At 69.7% G+C, this 19,296-nt stretch carries 16 protein-coding genes and 1 tRNA gene; 5 read left to right on the top strand and 12 right to left on the bottom strand.

Annotation, left to right across the window (positions count from 1 at the left end; translation table 11 throughout):
* Positions 1–34 precede the first annotated feature (34 nt).
* The 3 genes from ACZ34W_RS11905 to ACZ34W_RS11895 form a co-directional block, all read right to left on the bottom strand.
* Positions 35–619: a CYTH domain-containing protein gene (locus ACZ34W_RS11905; protein ID WP_465603411.1), complete on the bottom strand. Its 585-nt coding sequence runs from the start codon at positions 617–619 to the stop codon at positions 35–37.
* Positions 620–770: 151 nt separating this feature from the next.
* Positions 771–1,070, bottom strand: a complete 300-nt coding sequence (locus tag ACZ34W_RS11900) for a hypothetical protein (protein WP_465603409.1) — start codon at positions 1,068–1,070, stop codon at positions 771–773.
* Between the two features lie 80 nt (positions 1,071–1,150).
* The gene (locus ACZ34W_RS11895) at positions 1,151–1,660 is read right to left on the bottom strand and encodes a nucleoside-diphosphate kinase (RefSeq protein WP_465603407.1); all 510 of its coding nucleotides are present in this window, start codon (positions 1,658–1,660) and stop codon (positions 1,151–1,153) included.
* Positions 1,661–2,086: 426 nt separating this feature from the next.
* Between ACZ34W_RS11895 and ACZ34W_RS11890 the strand changes: the two genes are divergently transcribed.
* The 3 genes from ACZ34W_RS11890 to ACZ34W_RS11880 all read left to right on the top strand — a co-directional run bounded on the left by ACZ34W_RS11890 (position 2,087) and on the right by ACZ34W_RS11880 (position 6,553).
* On the top strand, positions 2,087–2,749 hold the full coding sequence (locus tag ACZ34W_RS11890) for an NUDIX hydrolase (protein WP_465603641.1): 663 nt from the start codon (positions 2,087–2,089) through the stop codon (positions 2,747–2,749).
* Positions 2,746–3,159, top strand: coding sequence for an NUDIX hydrolase (locus tag ACZ34W_RS11885; RefSeq protein WP_465603405.1), 414 nt, complete (start codon positions 2,746–2,748; stop codon positions 3,157–3,159). Before ACZ34W_RS11890 ends, ACZ34W_RS11885 begins: the two co-directional genes overlap by 4 nt.
* A 124-nt stretch (positions 3,160–3,283) precedes the next feature.
* Complete coding sequence (locus ACZ34W_RS11880) at positions 3,284–6,553, top strand: type I restriction-modification system subunit M (RefSeq protein ID WP_465603403.1); 3,270 nt, start codon at positions 3,284–3,286, stop codon at positions 6,551–6,553.
* A gap of 214 nt (positions 6,554–6,767) precedes the next feature.
* Here ACZ34W_RS11880 and ACZ34W_RS11875 read toward each other — a convergent pair whose 3' ends face one another.
* The 5 genes from ACZ34W_RS11875 to ACZ34W_RS11855 all read right to left on the bottom strand — a co-directional run bounded on the left by ACZ34W_RS11875 (position 6,768) and on the right by ACZ34W_RS11855 (position 12,739).
* Positions 6,768–8,504, bottom strand: a complete 1,737-nt coding sequence (locus ACZ34W_RS11875) for a relaxase/mobilization nuclease domain-containing protein (protein ID WP_465603401.1) — start codon at positions 8,502–8,504, stop codon at positions 6,768–6,770.
* Positions 8,494–9,384 (bottom strand): hypothetical protein, encoded by an 891-nt coding sequence (locus ACZ34W_RS11870; protein WP_465603399.1) that lies wholly within the window; start codon positions 9,382–9,384, stop codon positions 8,494–8,496. The genes ACZ34W_RS11875 and ACZ34W_RS11870 overlap by 11 nt, the downstream gene beginning before the upstream one ends.
* Before the next feature lie 250 nt (positions 9,385–9,634).
* Complete coding sequence (locus ACZ34W_RS11865) at positions 9,635–10,435, bottom strand: DUF2637 domain-containing protein (RefSeq protein WP_465603397.1); 801 nt, start codon at positions 10,433–10,435, stop codon at positions 9,635–9,637.
* Between the two features lie 468 nt (positions 10,436–10,903).
* Positions 10,904–12,208 (bottom strand): DUF3631 domain-containing protein, encoded by a 1,305-nt coding sequence (locus tag ACZ34W_RS11860; protein ID WP_465603395.1) that lies wholly within the window; start codon positions 12,206–12,208, stop codon positions 10,904–10,906.
* Between the two features lie 303 nt (positions 12,209–12,511).
* Positions 12,512–12,739, bottom strand: coding sequence for a hypothetical protein (locus ACZ34W_RS11855; protein ID WP_465603639.1), 228 nt, complete (start codon positions 12,737–12,739; stop codon positions 12,512–12,514).
* A 126-nt stretch (positions 12,740–12,865) separates the two neighbouring features.
* On the opposite strand from ACZ34W_RS11855, the gene ACZ34W_RS11850 reads away from it, so the two are divergent.
* Positions 12,866–13,534 carry a helix-turn-helix domain-containing protein gene (locus ACZ34W_RS11850; RefSeq protein WP_465603393.1) on the top strand — a complete coding sequence of 223 codons (669 nt, stop codon included), beginning with the start codon at positions 12,866–12,868 and terminating at the stop codon, positions 13,532–13,534.
* On the top strand, positions 13,531–15,126 hold the full coding sequence (locus ACZ34W_RS11845) for a tyrosine-type recombinase/integrase (protein WP_465603391.1): 1,596 nt from the start codon (positions 13,531–13,533) through the stop codon (positions 15,124–15,126). The genes ACZ34W_RS11850 and ACZ34W_RS11845 overlap by 4 nt, the downstream gene beginning before the upstream one ends.
* Positions 15,127–15,256: 130 nt before the next feature.
* On the opposite strand, the gene ACZ34W_RS11840 is transcribed toward ACZ34W_RS11845, so the two are convergent.
* From ACZ34W_RS11840 to ACZ34W_RS11825, 4 genes are all read right to left on the bottom strand, one after another.
* A tRNA-Thr gene (locus tag ACZ34W_RS11840) sits at positions 15,257–15,330 on the bottom strand.
* An 81-nt stretch (positions 15,331–15,411) separates the two neighbouring features.
* Entirely contained in the window at positions 15,412–16,071 is a 660-nt protein-coding gene (gene leuE / locus ACZ34W_RS11835) for a leucine efflux protein LeuE (protein WP_329488488.1), read from the bottom strand.
* 100 nt (positions 16,072–16,171) lie between these two features.
* The gene (locus tag ACZ34W_RS11830; RefSeq protein ID WP_465603388.1) at positions 16,172–17,818 is read right to left on the bottom strand and encodes an alpha/beta hydrolase; all 1,647 of its coding nucleotides are present in this window, start codon (positions 17,816–17,818) and stop codon (positions 16,172–16,174) included.
* A gap of 98 nt (positions 17,819–17,916) precedes the next feature.
* Positions 17,917–19,080: an alpha/beta hydrolase gene (locus tag ACZ34W_RS11825; protein ID WP_465603386.1), complete on the bottom strand. Its 1,164-nt coding sequence runs from the start codon at positions 19,078–19,080 to the stop codon at positions 17,917–17,919.
* Positions 19,081–19,296: the final 216 nt, after the last annotated feature.

Raw genomic sequence — 19,296 nt, 5'->3', positions numbered from 1 at the left:
CCCCCTTCTGGTGGTCTACCGCGGTGACGTGCTCCTACCGGAGCGGGGCGGCCTGCTCCTGGCGGGCCTTGCGCTCCTGCTCGGCGGCCTCGAAGGCGGCCGCGAAGTCGGCCAGCTCCTGCTCGCTCATCAGCGTCACGCCGAGCTCGGTGGCGGCGTCGATGATCTCGGCCGACGCCTCGTCCCGGGCGGCGTCCGAGGCGCCGTCGTCGAGCAGCACCTCGAACTCGGCGTGGTAGCCCCACGCCTCGCTCCACTTGAGCGCGATCTCCACGCCCCGAAAGCGGAAGTTGTGGCGGAAGTTGAACGCCTCGTGCATCGCGGACTCGAAGCCCAGAGCGTTGAAGACCTTCACCGCCGCCGCGACGTCCTCGCGGGCGATGGCGAACTCGGTCTCGGGGAAGGCCGCACCCTGGCCGATCTTGCCGCCCTTGAGGGTGATCTTGGCGGTGCCGGCGGCCGTGTTGTCCGTGACCTTGAGCAGCTGCTCGGGCAGCACGTAGAAGTAGATGTGCTTGGCGTCGTCGCCCAGGTCCTCGCCGTCGTGCCTCAGCCGGTCCATGAGCCGGTCATGCGTCTCCTTGTCGAAGCGGGCGCGCATCTCGATCTCGACAGCCACGGTCGTTGCTCCTCGTTTCAGGCATGACGAATCCAGCCGAACCAGAACGGGCGGGCCCCTGGCTGGTCCGGATGGGTCGGTATGGAGTTGGTGATTGGTGCCGGGTGGTGCGGCCCAGCGGCTACTTCGCCGGCCGCACCACCCGAGATGGTCAGCCCAGGTCGCCGAAGCGCTCCCGGATCACACCGGCGTGCAGGTAGTTCGGCAGCGGGACGCCGCCGACCGCCACACGGGTGGTCGCCACCTGGTCCTCGGTCTCGCTCGGGAAGCCCTCCAAGAGCTGGAGGCACTGCTGCACCCACTCACGGGACTTGGGCCAGTCGCCGGCATCCCGCAGCCAGACCGCCAGCGCGTAGGCGGTCTCGGTGGCAGCCCACCGGTCGGTCGCCAGCTCGCGCTGGAAGATGGACTCCAGCTCCTCGGCGGAGGCCAGGCGGGTCTGGTTGGTCATGGTGCCCTCTCAGATCAGACGGTGGTGCCCCAGTGGTGATCAACGCAGCGGCGCACTTGCGGTGACGCCGCAACCTGCCGTCAGTTGGTGTAGATCTCGGCGAGCGTGCGGTAGTCGTTCAGCTCGTCCTTGGCGAACCACAGCTCGACCTCCTGCGTGGCCTCCTCCTTGTTGCCGGAGGCGTGCACGAGGTTGGCCACGGCCTTACCGACGGCCACGCTGCCCGCAGAGCTCATGTGCGAGAGGTCGCCCCGGATGGTGCCAGCCGGAGCCTGGTTCGGGTAGGTGCTGCCGACGATCTTCCGAACGGTGGCGATGGCGTCGTAGCCCTCCAGCACCAGGGCGATGACCGGCCCCTGCTGCATGAAGGTGGCGGTGAGGTTGTAGACCTCGGCCCCGAGCCGCTCTTCGAGGTCGAAGTAGTGCTTGCGGGTGAACTCCTCGTCCATCCACTTCATCTTGACCCCGACGATCTTCAGTGCGGCGTCCTCGAAGCGCGAGATGACCCTCCCCGCGAGGCCGCGTACCAGCGCGTCGGGCTTGAGCAGGACGAGCGTGCGCTCGACCGTGTGGACCTGGTCCTCGGCCATCAGTTCCCTTTCAGCGTTCCAGCATAACGATCATGACGAATAGTCAGCACGTCATGAACTGAGGTTACCGGCGCTGGCGAGCCACTTTCGGCGCTCCGACCTACCCCCCGAACGGGTGAACCTTGCGCAGCTCGGTGGCGTTCGATCGGCCATCCTGCCGACACGGCGATCTCACAGGCGCAATCGCCCAACTCGCTGTCCTGCTTTGGGCACTCACCTAGAATCTCCGAGGGGGTTGGCGTGTGTGTCCTGTCGCTCCCAGGCACCTCTCAGAGCTCAAGTTGCCTAGATGAGCCTGACCTTGGGGTGCCGGCTGCAAGTCTTCCGGTATCCACGCTGCGCAGCGATGAAGCGCCAGTGCAGTCGATGTGCATCTTCGCCGCGCGCTTCCTGCACTGCAGCGACCACGACCGAGAGGGAACGGCGTTGGACGTCATCGAGGTCTGGAGCGGCCGTTACGCCTGCCTGCTCCAGTCCGCCCTCCGCCTCACCAACGAGGCTTTCGCCAATCAGCTCGGGATCGCGGTGAGAACGGTGGCCGCGTGGCACGCTGACCCCTCCGTCGTACCGAGAGCCGAGATGCAGCAGCTCCTCGACGCGGCATACGAGAGGGCTACCGACACGGCTCGTCAGCGCTTCGCCCTCCTGGCAGCGAAAGAAGGCGGCGAAGCCCCCGAGTCCGGCGCGCCGACTGCGCAGGCCCTACGGGTGGCCATCTCGGTTGTCCTCCGGCAGGGCGACGTGCTGCTGGTCTGTCGGCGCGACGACGACGCGTCCGGGATCACCTGGCAGTTCCCGGCTGGGGTGATCAAGCCCGGAGCGAAGCCGGAGACTGCGACCGTCCGGGAAACGTTGGACGAAACCGGGGTCCACTGTGCCGTCCGCCGGAACCTCGGCAGCCGTCTCCATCCCGTGACGGGCGTGCTGTGCGAGTACTTCCTGTGCGAGTACCTGGCCGGCGAGGCCACCAACAGCGACGCCGTCGAGAACGTCGACGTGATGTGGGTTCCTCGAAATTCGGTGACCCGCTTCATCGACGCCGATACGATCTTCCCACCCATCCTGGCCGCCCTGGAGGAGCAGACGTGACACAGCAGACTGCGGAGGAACGCCCGGGCATTGCCGCCGCGATCGTGGTCCACGAAGGCCGCGTTCTGATGGTGAGGCGACGGGTGAGCGAGGGCCAGCTCTCCTGGCAGTTCCCGGCCGGTGAGATCGAGGCCGGCGAGTCGCCCGAGCAGGCGGCTGTCCGTGAGACGGCGGAGGAGACCGGACTGGGCGTTGCCGCCGTCAAGCTCCTGGGTGAGCGAGTGCATCCGAAGACCGGTCGGCTGATGTCGTACACGGCCTGCGAGGCCGTCAGCGGCACCGCCGAGGTGGTCGACACGGACGAGCTGGACGCCCTCGCGTGGGTGACACTCGCCGAGATCCCCGAGTACGTGCCGTACGGACTCTACGAACCGGTGCAGGAGTTCCTGGACGCCACACTCAGGAGCTGACCGACTTCGCTAAGAGGCTCTGCGAGCGGGCCGCCGGCTGGTGACCACCTACAAGACCTTGGCCCCATCACGGTGGATGGCCAGGTGAGCCCAGAAGAACCACGTGTCCAGCAACGGGGAGCACATGAGTGATTCGGTGACGCAGCTGTCCGGACTGATCTGGTCAGTTGCGGACTTGCTTCGCGGAGACTTCAAGAGGTCCGACTACGGCAAGGTCATGTTGCCGTTCACAGTGCTTCGACGCCTGGACTGCCTCCTTGCCCCCACCCGGCAAGCCGTGCTCGCCACCGCAGAGGAGCTCTCGCACACCGAGGACTCGGACGCCAAGCTCCGGGATGCCTCCGGCTACCCCTTCTACAACATCAGCCCCTTCACCCTGGCGAGCGTCGCCGGTGACCCGCGGGATGCTGATCGTCACCTGCTCGCTTATGTGCGCGGCTTCTCCCGAAACGTTCAGGAGATCTTCGAACATTTCGAATTCGATATCACGGTCAAACGCCTGGCCGATTCCAATCTGCTTTACCCCATCGTCGCTCAATTCCAGCATCTGGATCTGGGGTCGGCCATTCCAGCACGCGAGATGAGCTTCATCTTCGAGGAACTGGTACGGACCTTTGCCGAGCGAGCGGGCGAGCTCGGCGGCGAGCACACCACGCCACGCGACGTCAGCCAGCTTATGGCTGCACTCGTGATGGAACCCGATCTGGGGCAGATCGCGGCCCCTGGCGTGGTGAGGAAGATCCACGATCCAGTCTGCGGCACCGGCGGCTTGCTTCTTGAGCTGGCCGAGCGCATCAGCGCCGTCAATCCCGAGGCCCAGATTCAGCCATCCGGCCAGGAACTCAACTCTGAGAGCTGGGCGATTGCTCGCTCCAGCATGCTGATGAGCGGGCACGACCCGGAGCAGATGGCTCTGGGAAACGTCCTGCGCGAGGACGTATTCGCAGCAGAACGATTCGACTACCTAGTGGCCCATCCTCCGTTCGGCGTCGAATGGAAGAAGGTCGAGGATCACGTCCGTGCCGAGCACGAGGACCTCGGCCGCAAGGGTCGCTTCGGTGCCGGCCTCCCTCGTATCAACGACGGTTCCCTACTGTTCCTCCAGCACATGCTCGCGAAGATGAAGCCCGTGGACGACTCCGGCCGCGGGGGAAGCCGGATCGCGGTCGTCTTCAACGGCTCTCCCATGTTCGCCGGTTCTGCCGGTTCAGGAGAGTCCGACATCCGACGGTGGATCGTCGAGAACGACTGGCTCGAGGGCATCGTCGCCCTGCCCGACCAGCTTATGGCCAACACCGGCATCAGCACGTATGTCTGGGTGCTCAGCAACCGGAAGCCCGCCCACCGCCAGGGGCGCGTGATTCTCGTCAAAGCACAGGACCACTGGCAGAAGATGCGCCAGTCGGTCGGCAGTAAGCGGAAGTACCTCGGGCCCGACCAGCTAACCGAGATTGTCCAGCTCTACAGCGAAGCCACGTCCTCCCCTCCTTCCCTGACCCGGTCTCAGCGCGACCTCGTACGCGTCGTGCGGAAGGAGGATTTGCTCTATCACCAGATCGTCATCGAACGCCCGCTGCGACTGCGTTTCGAGCTCTCCGAGGAAGCCCTCGTCCGGCTCGCGGCTCTGCGGCCGGTCCAGCGGACCAACAATCCCGAGGCCTTGGTATCGGCGTTGCGGGGCCTCATCGGTACGACGTGGAAAGCGAGCTCCGACGTACGTGCAGCGCTGCGCCGCGCCACAGAGGCCGTGGGCCTGGCCTGGCCCGGCGGAGCCGCATTCGAGAAGGCTGTCCGAAACGCAATCGGTGTGCGCGACGATGAAGGTGAGCTTCAACAGCGCGGTGGAGCGAAGGAGCCCGACCCGGAGCTGCGGAGCGTGGTCTCCCTGCCGTTCCAGGAAGAACCGGAGGAGTATTTCCGGACCAAGATCTTGCCCCACACGCCCGATGCCTGGATCGACCCTGCCCGGACGCGACTGGGCTGCGAGGTTCCGTCCGCGCTCTTCTACGTTGCGGAGTTCGACGGTCTCTTCGAACCGCTTCAGAACTTCGCCCGGCTAGAAATGAACCGGGTCAAGCTGCACCGCCCGGATCCGGGCGATGACGCACCGCCGCCGCCCAAGCACCTGACCACGCCTCATCTGCACAGCGTCGGTTCAGCCCTGGAGCTTCCTGACGCGGAAATGGATGACTCCGAACTGACCCCGTGTTCAGGCGGTGACCTTGTAGGGCGCTTCGGAAATTGGAGGCTTCTGCCTTCAGGGTTCGGCGAAGCCGTCACACCGCTCTTTGTGCTGCACCCGCTACAGGGGCGCGGCAGAGTGCTGTGCGAGTGGCTTAACTCCCGTAAGGAAAGCAGCGCATTCCCGCGCGTCCGTGACCTGCTCGATACGCCCGTACCAGTTGACCTGGTCACCGACACAGCTGTCAACGACCTCCTAGAGGAGGTCCAGGAAGGCCGCCGTGCCCTACGCGCCGCGACCGAGGGCATCCTCCCGAACATCTTCTCAGGCAGCGAGACCCTCAGCGAGGAGATTCGAACCGCCCTACGATTCGCCTCCCATGAGGCACGACTCGCGAGCCAGTTGGTACGCCCCTTTGACGACCCAATCTGGCGGGCGGAGTCGAGTTACCCCTTCCACATGGCCGCCCTCGCCCGCCGCTACCGCGTCAGCACCCATCCGGCCGAGCGCAAGGACGGGCTGCTCAAGCTCGGCGAGGGCGTTGCACGCACACTGGGCATCCTCGCACTCAGTGCACTCATCGCACACCACAACGGCTTTACCCGATCGCTTCGCCAGCAGTTCCGCAATGGGGCGACCTTCGGCACCTGGCTCTGGCTCATCGACCGCTTCATGGACGAGGTGGGAAGAACCTCCGTCCTGCCGGAATTGGCAGCGATCCAGGAACGTGAGGCGACACGCACGCTCCTGGAAGAGATCAAGGACTTCCGCAACCACTCCCATCATGCCCACGGCGTCCGTATGAGCCACGAGATCGACGAGGACGTCGAAAAGCTCGAACCGCGCGTGGTCTCAGCCATCAGCTCGGTCAACTGGTTGGCCGGGATCCAGTGGTACTGGGTGGAGCGCTGCGAGTACCTCGACGAGTCCTCCTATCGCACAGTGGGCCTGCAACTTCGAGGGAGCCATCCGAGCTGGGAGCCATTCGAGCGCCCTACCACCTACCCTCTGCGCCCCGACCGGATCTACGTCGACAGCGATCTTTCAGGCGGGCCAGTTGATCTGTGGCCGTTGGCCATGGTTAGTCTCTGCCCGCACTGCCGGACGCGGGAGTTGTTTCTCCTCAACCAGGTAAGAGACGGGCAAGTGATCCTCCGAAGCCTGGAGGAGCACTCCCTGGAGATCCCGTACCGCACATCGGAGGGGACCTAAGCCTGCCCCAACGGACCGACCGCGGGCCTGGCTCGCTCTCGTTGACCGGCCACCGCTAGGCGGTGTCAGCGGCGGTGAAGGCTGGCGAGGTTCTGGCCCCGGCCTGGCGGCCCTGGCACCCAGGCCAGGCCGAGTCACGCCGGGGCACCAGCCCGGTGCCCCGACGCTCAAGCCCGACCAGGATGGGGCCGGGGTATCTCGTCGTCTCGGTCGGTCAGCGTCGGCGGTTGGGACCGTTGGCGGCCCTGGTGCTGGTCGCCACGGCTGGCAACGCGGGCACGGTTGTCGGGGTGGTGCGGCTGCCGGTACGGGCGCGTGCGGCCTGGGTCCGCTGCTCGACGCGGTCGTTGGTGGAGCTTCGGAGGCGCCAGAGGAGGACTTCGGCGGGGCGGTCGGCGGTGGTGAGCTCCCGCTGTTGGGCGGCCTCGCTGAGGGCGCGGTGCGGTGGTTGGCCGGCGGATTCGGCCTGGGCGAGCGCGGTAGCCAGGGCAGGCCAGGAGGGGTCGGCGAGGATGTGCTGGGCCTGGTCGGGGACGGCGGCGTGGATGTGGGCGGCGAGGCGGTCGGTGGTCTTGGGGGTGGGGGTGCGGCGGGTGAGGTCGGCGATGACCGGCTCGGCCGTCTGCCGGTAGGCGGTTCGCAGGTGGACGAGGGACTGCTGGGCGGCGTGGGCTTGCTGCTGGTGGCCTCGGGTCTGGTGCCAGCGGGCAATGGCGATCACGACGAAGACGGCGGTGGACAGCAGGGCGGCGACGGTGCCGCCGTCCTCGCCGGAGCCGGCGGTGTGCAGGAGTTGCTTGGCGGCGGTGCGCAGAGCTGCGGCCTGCTGGTGTTCGGCACGGACCTTGGATCGGGTGGCGCGGTTGAACGCGGTTGCGGCGGCTCGTAGTTCGGCGCGGGTGTGGGCGGGTGCGGTGAGGGCGGCGGTGTGGAGGAGTTCGCCGAAAGCGGCGGCCTGGGCCTGGACGACGGCGTCGGACTCGTAGGAGAGGTGCTGGCCCTGGTAGGCGAAGCGGGCGGTCTCCCGCAGGGTGGTCTCGGCCTGTCGCCAGCGGTCCGGTTCGACCGTGCCCCGTGCGGGCGTGGTGGGCTGCTGGGCGGCGAGGCGTTCGCGCAGGCGGTTGATGGACAGATCGGGGGAGAGCTTGGAGCCGCCGAAGTAGACGGGTTCGCCTTGGGCGTTGACGTCGCCAGGGCGGGCGAGGCTGTAGCCGATGACGTCGCCGCTCTCGGGTCCGATGCGGTAGCGGACCTCGATGCCGAGGGCGGTGAGGGTGGAGAAGTACTCTTGCTCGTCGCGGACGGCGGCGGCGATGGCTTGGGCCTGTTCCTGCAGCCACTCCTTGGCGGTCTGCTGGTGGCCGGTGCGCTGGGCCTTGGCCTGCTCGGCGCTGGTGGGCATCGGGGCGGCGGTGTGGTCGCCGGAGTTGAGCTGGCGCAGGCCGAGTTCCTTCTCGATCTTGCGGCACTCGGCTTGGGCGCGTTGGCCGTCGCGCTTGTTGCGGGGACGGCGGCCGTCCTCGCGGACGGTGGTGGCCATGATGTGGATGTGGTCGTCGGCGTGACGTACGGCGATCCACCGGCAGCCCTTGTCGTCGCCATCGGGCGCGATGCCAGTGGCGTGGACGATGCGGCGGGCGACCTCGGCCCACTCGGCGTCGGTGAGGTACCGGTCGCCGGGCGCGGTGCGGACGGGGCAGTGCCACACGTGCTGCGGCACCTTCGTGCCGACGCGCCTCTCGCGTGCGCGCACGGGTTGGTCGAGGTAGTCGGCGAGCTCGTCGAGGAGGGCGTGGTGCTGGTCGAGGGGCGCTCGGCCGGGGTCGGGCAGGCCGGGCATGGCGAATGCGGCGACGATGTGCGGGTCTGTGTGCTCGTCGCGCCGGCCGGGGCCGAAGAGGTAGGAGAGCAGGCCGCGGGTGCGCGAGCCGGTGGAGACGTCAGGCACCACGGCGGCCTCCCGGCAGGACGCGCTGGTAGGCGTGACGGGCCTCGATCGCGCAGGCGTGAAGGGCGTCCAGGGTCTCCATGGCGCGCTCCGGGATCTCGCCCCGGTAGATCTCGACCATGAGCTGGTTGAGGTTGTTGCCGGCCCGGTCGATCGCCCGCTGGTGGGTACCGACCGCTTCGGTGAGGAGCGTGACGGCCTCGTAGTCGGGCATGGGGACGAAGGCGTCGCGGCGGCCGGTCCTCAGGTACGCCAGGGCCACGCTCATGGCGGAATCCGCCAGGAAGGAGGAGCGCGAGCGCTTGAGCTTCTTGGCGACGAAGTCGAGCAGCTCCTTCTCGGCCGGTTCCACCGAGCAGGTGACCTGGTCATCGCGCTTGGTTCCGGAACGCGGCCGGTACATCCGCACCGCCAGCGGAAGCGAGGTGTCGTCCACCGGAAGTACGAAGCGGTCGAGAACCGGAACGCGCTCATGGATGAACTCGGCGGCGGTGACGGTCGGCGCTTCACGTACGACGCGGTCGGCGGCGTCGGCACGCTCGGCGTCGATGTCGTTGCGCGGCTCGGCATCGTGCTCGGGAAGCTGCTCCTGGTCGTGGCCGCCCTCGGTCGCGACCTCCTGGTCCGGCGCGCCCTCGCGCCGGTCCTGCCCCGCCACCCCTGGGGCGGGGTCAAGCGCAAAGTCCGCGGCGCCAACGGCGTTGTGGACTTTGCCCCAGCTTGCTCCGTCGTCGTCGTGACTGTGGCCGGTCCAGGGCAGGGCCTGCTTGACGCGGGCGAATATGCGACCACGTCCGGGCTTGTCGCTACCGGTTCCGCGGGGCTGTGCTTCCTGCTCGGGCGTGACGGAAGCAGGGGCGAGGTGGTGCTGCTGGTCGGGCACGGGGATCTTCCGGTTCTTCTGTGACGGCAGGTGGTTGTCGGTTGGTGGGGTGTTCGCCGGATACGGGGTGATGGTCCGGCGGAGGAGGGGTTTGGCGGTGCCGGAGTTCCGGTGTAGACGTCGCCGGTTCAGGACTTCCGGGGTCTCCGGATGGGCGCTGGGAGAGTTCCGGTGAGCGTCGGTCAGCGTCGGTGAGGGGCCGCTCGCCCTGTCCGGAAGCGGGCCGGTGCTCGGGCGAGCGGCGGGGGTGTCAGGCCGCCGAGGCCCTGGCTTGCGCGTCGGCCTGCTGGCTGGCCTGTTCGTCCTTGAAGCGCTGGGTCAGCTTGCCGAGGCGGTCGCTGGCGATGGGTATGCCGGCTTCGCGCAGGACTGTCCTGATCACGGCCTGGGTGGGGCCGTGATCCTGGACGGCGGGCCGGACGATCTCGGCCAGCTCGTCCATCGAGGCTGCGGGCTTGCGGCCGGTGCGCTTGGTGCCCACCATCGGTTTCCGGCTGTCGGGCCGGACGTCGTGGTCGGGCTCGAGCACCGGTTCGTCGGCGGGTAGGTCGTACTGCTCCGCGTCCGTCACCGGTGCGGGCTCGGTTGCCCGTGCAGGCTCGGGGTTTTCGCGGAGCGGGAGTTCGCCCTCGGCGCGCTTCGGGTCGATGGCGGGCGCGGTCGCGGTGGTGTTGTGGGCGAGGAGGGTGCCGCCGAAGAAGGCGAGGGCGGGCCATCCGGCGACGAGGATCCGTAGCCAGGCGGGGACGTGGGCGAGGTCGAGGAGGCCGGCGGTGGCAACGTTGGCGCCGAGGGAGGCGGTCAGGGCGATGGCGAACCAGGTCCAGGCGGTGCCGGCGGGGTGTCCGGTGGTGCGCAGGGTTCGCATGCGGTGCCAGGCGGCGACGAGCAGCAGGTCGACCGAGACGGGGTAGGCCCAGGCTTTCCAGCCGTGTTGTCCGGCGGCTTCGGCGATGTCGTGGAGGTGGGCGAAGGACAGGGCGCCCGCGATGGCGGCCTGTATGAGGACGGCGTCCGGGCGGGGCAGACGCGGTGGGGTGGTGGCGGTCATGCGGAAGGTGGTCCTCGCGGGTCGGGCGGTGGTGGTTTGTGGAATTGCCGTCTTTGCCGTCTTGCCGTCTTGGTGCTGCGGGACGGTCTCTGGGCTGGGGCGGGCCCGGCTGCCCGGGTGGTGCCGTGGACACGGCGGAGTTCGGGTTCGGGACGGTGCGGTATCCGTCTTGGGGCTCGTATCCGTCCCGGAGGCGTGGCCTTTGACCTGCGGTTTTACGGCAGGGACGGCTGGGACGGCACAAGACGGATGTGTTTCCCGTCCCGGCCAGGGCCCGCCGCTCGCGCCCCGGACGGGGGCGGCGGCGGGCCGCTGGTGGGAGTGGACGGCTACCGTCTTGGCGTGGGCCTGATCCGTCTTGGTGCGGATGACGTTGCCGTCTTGGGGTGCCGTTCCGTCTTGGTGGCAGGTGTGGTGACCTGCGGTGTTACGGCTGGGACGGCAGTGACGGCATTTCGGGGAGGGTGGTCAGCGTCTGCTTCCCGCTGCGGTGGCGTTCACGGGGTGGACTGCGGGGCAGTAGCGCCGCCAGGCGTCGAGGAACTTGTTGCGCAGGTAGCCCTTGCACTGGGTTCCATCGGGCATGCGGACGTTGCCGGAGGAGATGCCGAACTCGCGAAGCATCGCGCCGAGGCCGCGCGGGGTCAGCCCGCCTCGGCTGGTCTCGGCCCAGGGGGCCTCGGGGTCGCCGTTGAGGTTGAACAGCAGTTGGTCGGTGGCGATGCTGTCCGGCTCACCGGCGGCGTGGAAGATCCGCCGGATGTCCGCGAGGATCCGCGCGCCGCCGGGGTTGTCCTCCTCGGTCTGGACCTCGGCGTCGACCATGCGCTTGCACGCCTGGCGGGCACGGCGGGGCCAGGGGCCTCCGGCGAGGTCGGCGATGATCACCAGGGGCTCCCAGGTGTCGGCCGCGCGGTCCTCGACCGGCATGGCAGGCTCCAGGCGCAGGGCCTGGTCGGCGAGCGGTGCCGTCCAGCGGGCGATCTTGTCGCGGATCGCGTGCAGGGCGGGGCGGTCGCGCTTGGTGCGGTACGGGGAGACGCGCTCGCCCTCGGCGCGGCGGCGCATGCGGATCACGATGGAGCGGTCCATGATCGTGTCGGGGAGGTCGCCGATGCCGGCGATGGCCGCCATGGCGAAGGTGTGGAACCTGCCCGGGGCGTGCTCCTTGCCGACCACGCGCAGGACGTAGCGGTCGCGCTGATGCCCGGCGTTGAGCAGGCCGCGCATCTCCTCGTTCTTCTCGGCCATCTTCGGGCTACCGAAGATCGTGTCCGCCTCGTCCACCAGCAGGGTGGGCGGCTCCTCGGTGATGGAGCGGAAGATCGCGGACGGAGACGAGTTCACCGTCGCCACGGGGTTGTGCACCGTCTCGGTGAGGACGTCGAGCAGGCGGGACTTGCCGCAGCGCTTGGCCGGGCCGACCACGGCCAGGCGCGGGGCGTGCTGCCACGAGCCCTGCAGGTGGGTCGCGGCGACCCACAGCGTGGTGGCGTCCAGGGCCTGGTCCGAGGGCAGGATCACGAACTTCGCGATCCGGGCCCTCAGCTGCGCGAGCAGGTCGGCGCCCTCGGTCGCCTCGGTGTCGGGCATCAGGTCGGTCCCGTCCGGGACGGCGGGCTCGGCAGGCACCGCCTCGGCGTCGTGTCCACAGGCTGTGGACACGAGGGCCTGCTGGGCGGGCAGGTAGGCGCCGGGCTCGCCGGCCTTGGCGACCGGCGGCCAACTCGCGATGGAAGCTGCCAGATCGGGCTGGTGGGACGTAGACTCCATGGTGAAGCTCCAGACTGGGGCGCGGGATCTGTTCCGTCGCGCGCCGCCAATGAAGGTCGTGGGTAAGGATTTCGCCTGGCCCTCGGTGTTCGCAGCACCGGGGGCCTTCGTGCGTCCTGGGGTGGTCGGGCCGGGGATCCTGGCCCTCTCAACTCGCAGGGACCGCTTGCACCTTGGCGGTGGCCCCTCGGCGGCCGAGGCCGCCGAGGGACCACGAACGTACGGTCATGCCGCTGGAAGATCCACTCCAATCGGGCAAGTACGCCCACGGCAGACAGGCTTGTGGATCGGGCTCTCACCACGTCAAGCTGCATCAGCCGCCGGACCTTCGCCGAGCTCCGCGTCGATGCCGAGCAGGCGCAGAAGGTCCGCTGTGATCACGCGGTACTTCTTGCCCAGTCGCAGGACCCGGCAGGGGTACGCGCCGAGGCGGGCCAGCTCGTAGCCCTTGCTCCGCCCGAGGCCGATGGCCCGGTTGGCGGTGTCGAGGTCGATGGCCGCCGGCAGCCTGAGAAGTTCGGCCCGACCCATCCCCTGCGCCGTCGCCGATATGTCACCAGTTCGCACATGAACTCCAAATCCGAGCTTCCCCCGGACGGGGGGGCTGCGGCGGAGTGCCGCAACGGAGAAGAGCTTTCCAGTGGCTACTGTGTCGATATGACACAACGCCGCGAGGAACACTGGTCCACCGACGACGAAGACGCGCCCGACTGGCCCGAACGGATCACGAAGGACGTGATCCGAGCAATCACCCGAAGGAGGCAAGACCTTGGACTGTCCGCGCAGGATGTGGCCGACGAAACAGGGGACTTGGGCTACGAAGTCCCCCGGAACGTCATCGCCAACTGGGAGTCCGGCAGGCGCAAGACGATCACGATTCCCGAGCTGATCGTCGTGGCCGAGGCCCTGGACATCGCACCGGTCGAGCTGCTCTTCTCCCCAGCCCTCGGCGGCCGGGTCGACTACCTGCCAGAGATGCCCGGCGACCGCTGGTCGGCGCTCACCCACTTCACAGGAGAGGCCCGCCACTCGCTCGGGATGTACCGGCTCCGCCTCTACCGGGAGCACGAACGGATCTGGCAAGAGCTTCAGGAGGAACATCACGACGCGTTCCAGCTGGAATTCAAGTTGTTTCGAGAGGAATGGCCTCCCGGCTCGCAGGAGAAGCTCGACGCTTTCGTCGCCGCCGTCCGCGAGCGGCTTCAACCCGCCAGGGCACACCTGCGCGAGATCGGCCTGGAAGTCCCGCACCTCGCACCGAGTCTCGGCTTTCTCGACGCCGAGCTTCCCCCACTGAACACCGATACCGATCTGGAGGACGAATGAAGGGTTCCACCTACCACCGCTGCTACTGCCGCGACGCGGAGACCGGAAAGCCGCTCGGCAAGGCGTGCCCGAAGGCCGGCAACCGTAAGCACGGCTCCTACTCCATACGCCAGGAGCTGCCCAACGCCGAAGACGGCACGCGCCGTTCGTTCAACCGCGCCGGCTACGAGACGCTCAAGGAGGCTCAGGCCGACCTCGATCATGTTCGCGGCCTGCTCGCCCTCGGCAAGGAGGATCCGGACGACCTGGCCTTGGTCGCCGAGCTCCTGGTGAAGGTCGCCGACGAGAAGGCTCAACTGCCCGACATCGAGGAGACCCGCAACCGCCTGAAGGCCGGTCAGGACCTCTCCTCCCGCGTCACCGTCGGCGAGTGGCTCGACACCTGGCTGGCCGGCAAGAAGATCCGCAAGTCCGGGATCACCCGCTACGAATGTGACGTGCGGGTCCACCTCAAGCCCCGCATCGGGCACATCCGCGTCGACCGGCTGCGGGTGAGCACGCTCGCCGAGATGTTCACGGCCATCGCCGACGCCAACGAGGAGATCCTGGAGAACAAAGCCCTGCGGCACGCGCTGAAGGCCGAGCTGGCCACGGTGCCGATCAAGGGCGCGGAGAACCGCGCCCGCCGCAAGGCTCTGCACGCCGAACTCGCCGAGATGCCGCCGTTCCGGCGCACGACCGGCGCCGCCACCCGCCAGCGCATCCGGGCCACGCTCCGGACCGCCCTGAACGACGCGATCCCCGAGGGCCTGATCACCCTCAACCCGGCCGCCCACGTCAAGCTCGACCCGGCCGCCAAGCCGAAGGCTCTGGTCTGGACGCCGGAGCGAGTCGCCCAGTGGCAGGCGACCGGCGTGAAGCCCTCCCCCGTGATGGTCTGGACGCCGCAGCAGACCGGCTCGTTCCTCGACTTCGTTGCTGCCGACCGCCTGTACGCGATGTGGCACGTGATCGCCTTCCGCGGGCTTCGCCGGGGCGAGGCGTGCGGCCAGCTGTGGTCCGAGACTAACCTCGACAACGGCTCGCTGACCGTGACGGCGCAGCTCGTGCAGGACGGCTGGGAGGTCGAGGAGTCCGACCCCAAAACCGACGGAAGCTTCCGGACCGTGGCGCTGGACGACGACACGGTGGCCGTCCTGCGACGCCACCGCGATCGGCAGCAGAAGGAGCGGGCCGACTGGGGGCCGGCCTGGACGGACACCGGCCGGGTCTTCACCAACGAGGATGGTTCCTGGCTCCACCCGGGCAAGGTCACCGAGATGTTCGAGCGGCTCGTGACCGCGTCCGGCCTGCCGCCGATCCGCCTGCACGACCTCCGCCACGGCGCGGCCACCCTCGCGCTCGCAGGAGGAGTCGACATGAAGGTGGTGTCCGACATGCTCGGCCACTCCTCTATCAAGATCACCTCGGACATTTACACCAGCGTCCTGCCCGAGATCGCCAAGGACGCCGCCGAGGCCGCCGCGAAGCTCGTCCCCCTCCAGCGGAAGACCGAAGCCGAGGCTCACGCCAAGGCCGCAGCCGAAGCGGAGAAGGCGAAGCGGAAGGCCGCGAAGAAGGCGAAGGCCAAGGCCAAGAAGACCAAGGGCTAAACCAAGATCAACATCCGCGCTCACGCATCGCTCACGCAAGCGATCTTGCAGCGCATCACTGACGCCTGCTCACACGTCAAGGAACGGCAAAAGGCCCAGGTCACGGGCTATGTGACCGGGGCCTTCTCTGAGCCGCCTATGGGATTCGAACCCATGACCTACGCATTACGAGTGCGTTGCTCTGGCCAACTGAGCTAAGGCGGCACCGTTGCCGCACGTGGTGGCAACGCGGGCCAGTCTACACAGGTTCGCGGGTGATCCGTAACGGGGTTCCGCGGCGGTGGATCAGGCGGAGGAGACGGCCAGTTTGGCGGCGAAGCCCGCGAAGAGGACCGCGACGCCGCTGGTGAGGCCGGCGGAGAGGCGCTTGCGGCGGCGGAAGGCGGTGGCGAGGGTGGTGCCCGCGAAGATCAGCATGGAGAGGTAGAGCAGGCTGAAGGTCTGCAGGATGCCGCCGAGCAGGGCGAAGGAGAGGGCCGGCTGTCCGTAGGACGGGTCCACGAACTGGGTGAAGAAGGAGAGCAGGAAGAGGATCGCCTTCGGGTTCAGCAGGCTGATCACCAGGGCGCGGCGGAACGGGCGCTCGGTGGAGTCCGGGACGGCGGCCGCGGCGGTGTCGGGGGCGGCCGCGGCGGCGCGGTGCTCGCGCCAGAGCTGGCGGGCGGCGCGGAGCATGCCGACGCCGATCCAGAGCAGGTAGGCGGCGCCGCCGAACTTCACCACGGCGAAGACCGCGGGGTTGGCCTCCAGCAGCGAGGCGGCGCCCAGCGAGGTGAGGCTGATCAGGGTGAAGTCACCGACGAAGACGCCGGCGGCGGCGGTGTAACCGGTCCGGACGCCCTTGCGGGCGGCGACGGACAGCACGTACAGGGAGTTGGGGCCGGGGAGGAGGATGATCACGAGGGCGCCGAGGATGTACGTCGCCAGGTCGTTGACTCCGAGCACGGTGGGCTCCGGTGGGGGTGGCAGGGGCTGCGGGGCGCTCATCGTAACGTCGCACCGGTCGGCGGTTGAAGCCGAAATTACCCGCCGATCCCCTCCCCCTCTACGCGCCGCAGCGCTTGCCCTGCTCCGGCGCCGGACCGCCCAGCAGGTACGCGTTGACCGCCCCGTCGACGCACTCGTCGTGCCGTCCGTACGCGGTGTGGCCGTCGCCGTCGAAGGTCAGCAGCCGCCCGGACTCCAGCTGCCCGGCGAGGGACCGCGCCCAGGCGTACGGGGTGGCCGGATCGCGGGTGGTGCCGATGACCACGATCGGAGCGGCGCCGGCGGCCCGGACGGTGTGCGCGGCGCCGGTGGCCCGGACCGGCCAGTAGCTGCAGGTCAGCGCCATCCAGGCCATGTCGCGGCCGAACCGGGGCGAGGTCCGCTCGAAGTCCGGCACGGCCCGCTGGACGTCGGCCGGGCCGGTGAACGGCGCGGGCAGGTCCAGGCAGTTCACCGCCATGTTGGCGAACATGAGGTTCGGGTACGAGCCGTCCGGACCGCGTTCGTAGTACGAGTCCGACAGCTTGAGCAGGCCGGTGCCGTCACCGGCCTTGGCGTCGGCGAGCGAGGTGCGCAGCTTGGGCCAGAGGAAGTCGGCGTACATGGCCTGGATGACGCCGGTCGTCGCCTGGGACTCGGTGAGCCGGCGGGCGCCGTCGACGGTGGTCAGCGGCTTGGCGTCGATGGCCGCGAACAGGGCGCTGAGCTGCTCGCCCGCCTGCTGCTCGGTGCGGCCGAGCGGGCAGTCCTCGCGCTTGACGCAGTCCTTGGCGAAGGCCGCCCAGGCGGTTTCGAAGCCGCCGGCCTGGGTGCGGTTGCCGCTGATCGAGTCGAGTGACGGGTCCATCGCGCCGTCCAGCACGATCCGGCCGGTCCGGCCGGGGAAGAGACCGGCGTAGGTGGCGCCGAGGAAGGTGCCGTAGGACTTGCCCACGTAGTTGAGCCGTTCGTCGCCGAGCAGCGCCCGCAGGACGTCCATGTCGCGGGCCGCCTCGACGGTGCCGAGGTGGCCGAGCCGGTCGCCGGCCTGCTGCCGGCAGCCCTCCGCGAACTCCCGGTCCGCGGCCACCAGGGCGTCGATCTCGGCCTGGTCGTCGGGGGTGATGTCGGTGGCGGTGTACGCGTCCATCCGCTCCCCGGTCAGGCAGGTCACCGGGCTGCTTCGGCCGACGCCGCGCGGGTCGAGCCCGACCAGGTCGTACCGGGCGCGCACGGCGCTGTCGTAGGTCTTCGCGACGGCCTCCACGTACTCGATCGCCGAGCCGCCGGGGCCGCCGGGGTTGAGCAGCAGCGACCCGAGCCGGGCGCCGGCCGCGCCGGGGGCCCCGCCCTGGTCCGGGTCCGCCGGGACGGCGACGGCCCGGACCGCCGAGAGGGTGAGGTCGCCGCCGCCCGGGCGGTCGTAGTCCAGCGGCACCGTGAAGGTGGTGCACTCGAAGCCGTCGTCGCAGGGATGCCAGGCGGGCCGCTGGCCGTAGTACGGCGCCAGCGCGGCGGGAACGGCGGCCGGGAGCGGCTCCAGCGGTGTGACACCGGGACGGGCGTCGGCCGCCGCCGGCCCCCCGGAGGCGAGGGACCCGGACGGGGCGGCGCCGGGCGCGGTGGTGTCCGAGGAGGCCGCCCCGGGGGTGGACGAGGAGGAGCTGCACCCGCCGACCAACAACCCCGCGACCGCCAGTGCCGCGGCCACCACTCGCGCCCGCATGCCCCGCTCCGACCTCATCCGGTCCCTCTCAGGTGCTGGGGCGCGGCCGCTGCCGGCGCCCTGGGTACCGCGAAGCGTAGCCTTCGCGGACACCCTGGTCAGGACGCCTTCGCCAGCGTCTCGGCCAGGTACTGGACCGCCTGGCGGACCAGCCGCAGCCGCTCCCGGTCGGCCGTGTAGTCCTGCACGTTCTCGGAGATCCGGACGTCGGCACGGGCTGACGCGCCGGCGCCGCCGTGCAGCGCGGTCTGCAGCTTGCGGGCCGCGTCCAGGCCCGCGGCGTCGGCCTTGGCGGCGGCCAGGAGCAGCTTCGGGGCGGCGTTGGCGGGGGCCTCGGCCCCCGTCCGGGTCAGCGCGACGGTGTCGTACCGGCCGGAAACCGCGGCGGCCGCGCCGTACAGGTCGGGGCGGGCCAGCCCGGCGGCCACCGCGCAGGGCGCGCCCGCCTCGACGCCCAGCGTGCCCCAGGAGGCCGGGCCGGGCGGCAGGGTGCGGAAGGTGGCCGCGATGGTGGTGCGCAGCGCGGCGTCGTCGGCGATGGCCTGGGGGGCGGCGGCGACCAGCTCGCACGGGTGCGCGGTGCCGTTCGGCGCCTCGGGGGCCACCAGGATGAACGGGCGGGCCTTGCCGGTCTGGACGGCGGAGCCGAGACCCTCGAAGACGTCCGGGACTTCGGTGTCGGCGGTCATCCGGGGAGTGGCCGCGTGCATCACGACCACCGGGAAGCGGGCGTTCGGGTCCTTGGCGTACTGGGCAGGCAGCCAGACCCGGACGTTGCGGGGGTGGCCGTCCGGGCCGGGGACGGCGGACTGCAGCAGCTCGCCACCGCCCGGGTGGCCGACGCTGTCGAACCGGCTGGCGGCCGGTGCCGGCGCGGGGGCGGGGGCGGGGGCGGGAGCAGGAGCGGGCGCGGGCGCGACAGCCGGGGCGACCGGAGCGGGTGCCTCGTCGGCGGGCGGCGCGGCCTGCCGGCTCCCGCCCTGGCCCGTGCTGTCGGCGGTGAGCTCCGCGGAGTCGGACCGCGAGGCCGGTCCGCCGAACGTGCCGAAGGTGCCCAGGGCCGTCAACACGGTCAGTGCCGTCACGCAGATGCCGCAGACCATCGCGCCGGCCGCGCGCAGCAGCATCGGCCGCTGATCACCGGTCAGCTCGTAGGTCTCGGCGGACCGCAGGTCGCGCCAGCGCAGCAGGGCGCCTCGGGCGAGCCAGATCCCGCCCGAGGCGGCTGCCAGCAGTGGGACGACGAGGAGCGAACGGACCATGGGACGCACCGCCTCGGGAGGAGGGCCGGACGACCGGTGGGGGCCGGTGCCGGACGGGACGCGACGGCCCCGGCGTCGGGGCGCAGTCGGCCCCAGCGTGCAGGGCGATCCGGCCGTCACACGCAGGTGTCCCCGGCGCGTACGGCCCGTTCACTCGAAGGTGGGACACCCGGGTAGCGCGGGAGGCCCTACCGGCGGCCCCCCGGCGGTCCTACC

The organism is Kitasatospora sp. NPDC022856, from assembly GCF_055561235.1.
This window is presented reverse-complemented; position numbering and strand designations above follow the sequence as displayed.

Excerpts from the sequence above, each read along its gene's own strand:
- ACZ34W_RS11865 (WP_465603397.1), bottom strand. The coding sequence starts at position 10,435 with ATGACCGCCACCACCCCACCGCGTCTGCCCCGCCCGGACGCCGTCCTC.
- ACZ34W_RS11825 (WP_465603386.1), bottom strand. The coding sequence starts at position 19,080 with ATGGTCCGTTCGCTCCTCGTCGTCCCACTGCTGGCAGCCGCCTCGGGC.
- ACZ34W_RS11860 (WP_465603395.1), bottom strand. The coding sequence starts at position 12,208 with ATGGAGTCTACGTCCCACCAGCCCGATCTGGCAGCTTCCATCGCGAGT.
- ACZ34W_RS11830 (WP_465603388.1), bottom strand. The coding sequence starts at position 17,818 with ATGCGGGCGCGAGTGGTGGCCGCGGCACTGGCGGTCGCGGGGTTGTTG.
- ACZ34W_RS11845 (WP_465603391.1), top strand. The coding sequence starts at position 13,531 with ATGAAGGGTTCCACCTACCACCGCTGCTACTGCCGCGACGCGGAGACC.
- ACZ34W_RS11850 (WP_465603393.1), top strand. The coding sequence starts at position 12,866 with ATGACACAACGCCGCGAGGAACACTGGTCCACCGACGACGAAGACGCG.
- ACZ34W_RS11895 (WP_465603407.1), bottom strand. The coding sequence starts at position 1,660 with ATGGCCGAGGACCAGGTCCACACGGTCGAGCGCACGCTCGTCCTGCTC.
- ACZ34W_RS11855 (WP_465603639.1), bottom strand. The coding sequence starts at position 12,739 with ATGGGTCGGGCCGAACTTCTCAGGCTGCCGGCGGCCATCGACCTCGAC.
- ACZ34W_RS11900 (WP_465603409.1), bottom strand. The coding sequence starts at position 1,070 with ATGACCAACCAGACCCGCCTGGCCTCCGCCGAGGAGCTGGAGTCCATC.
- ACZ34W_RS11880 (WP_465603403.1), top strand. The coding sequence starts at position 3,284 with ATGAGTGATTCGGTGACGCAGCTGTCCGGACTGATCTGGTCAGTTGCG.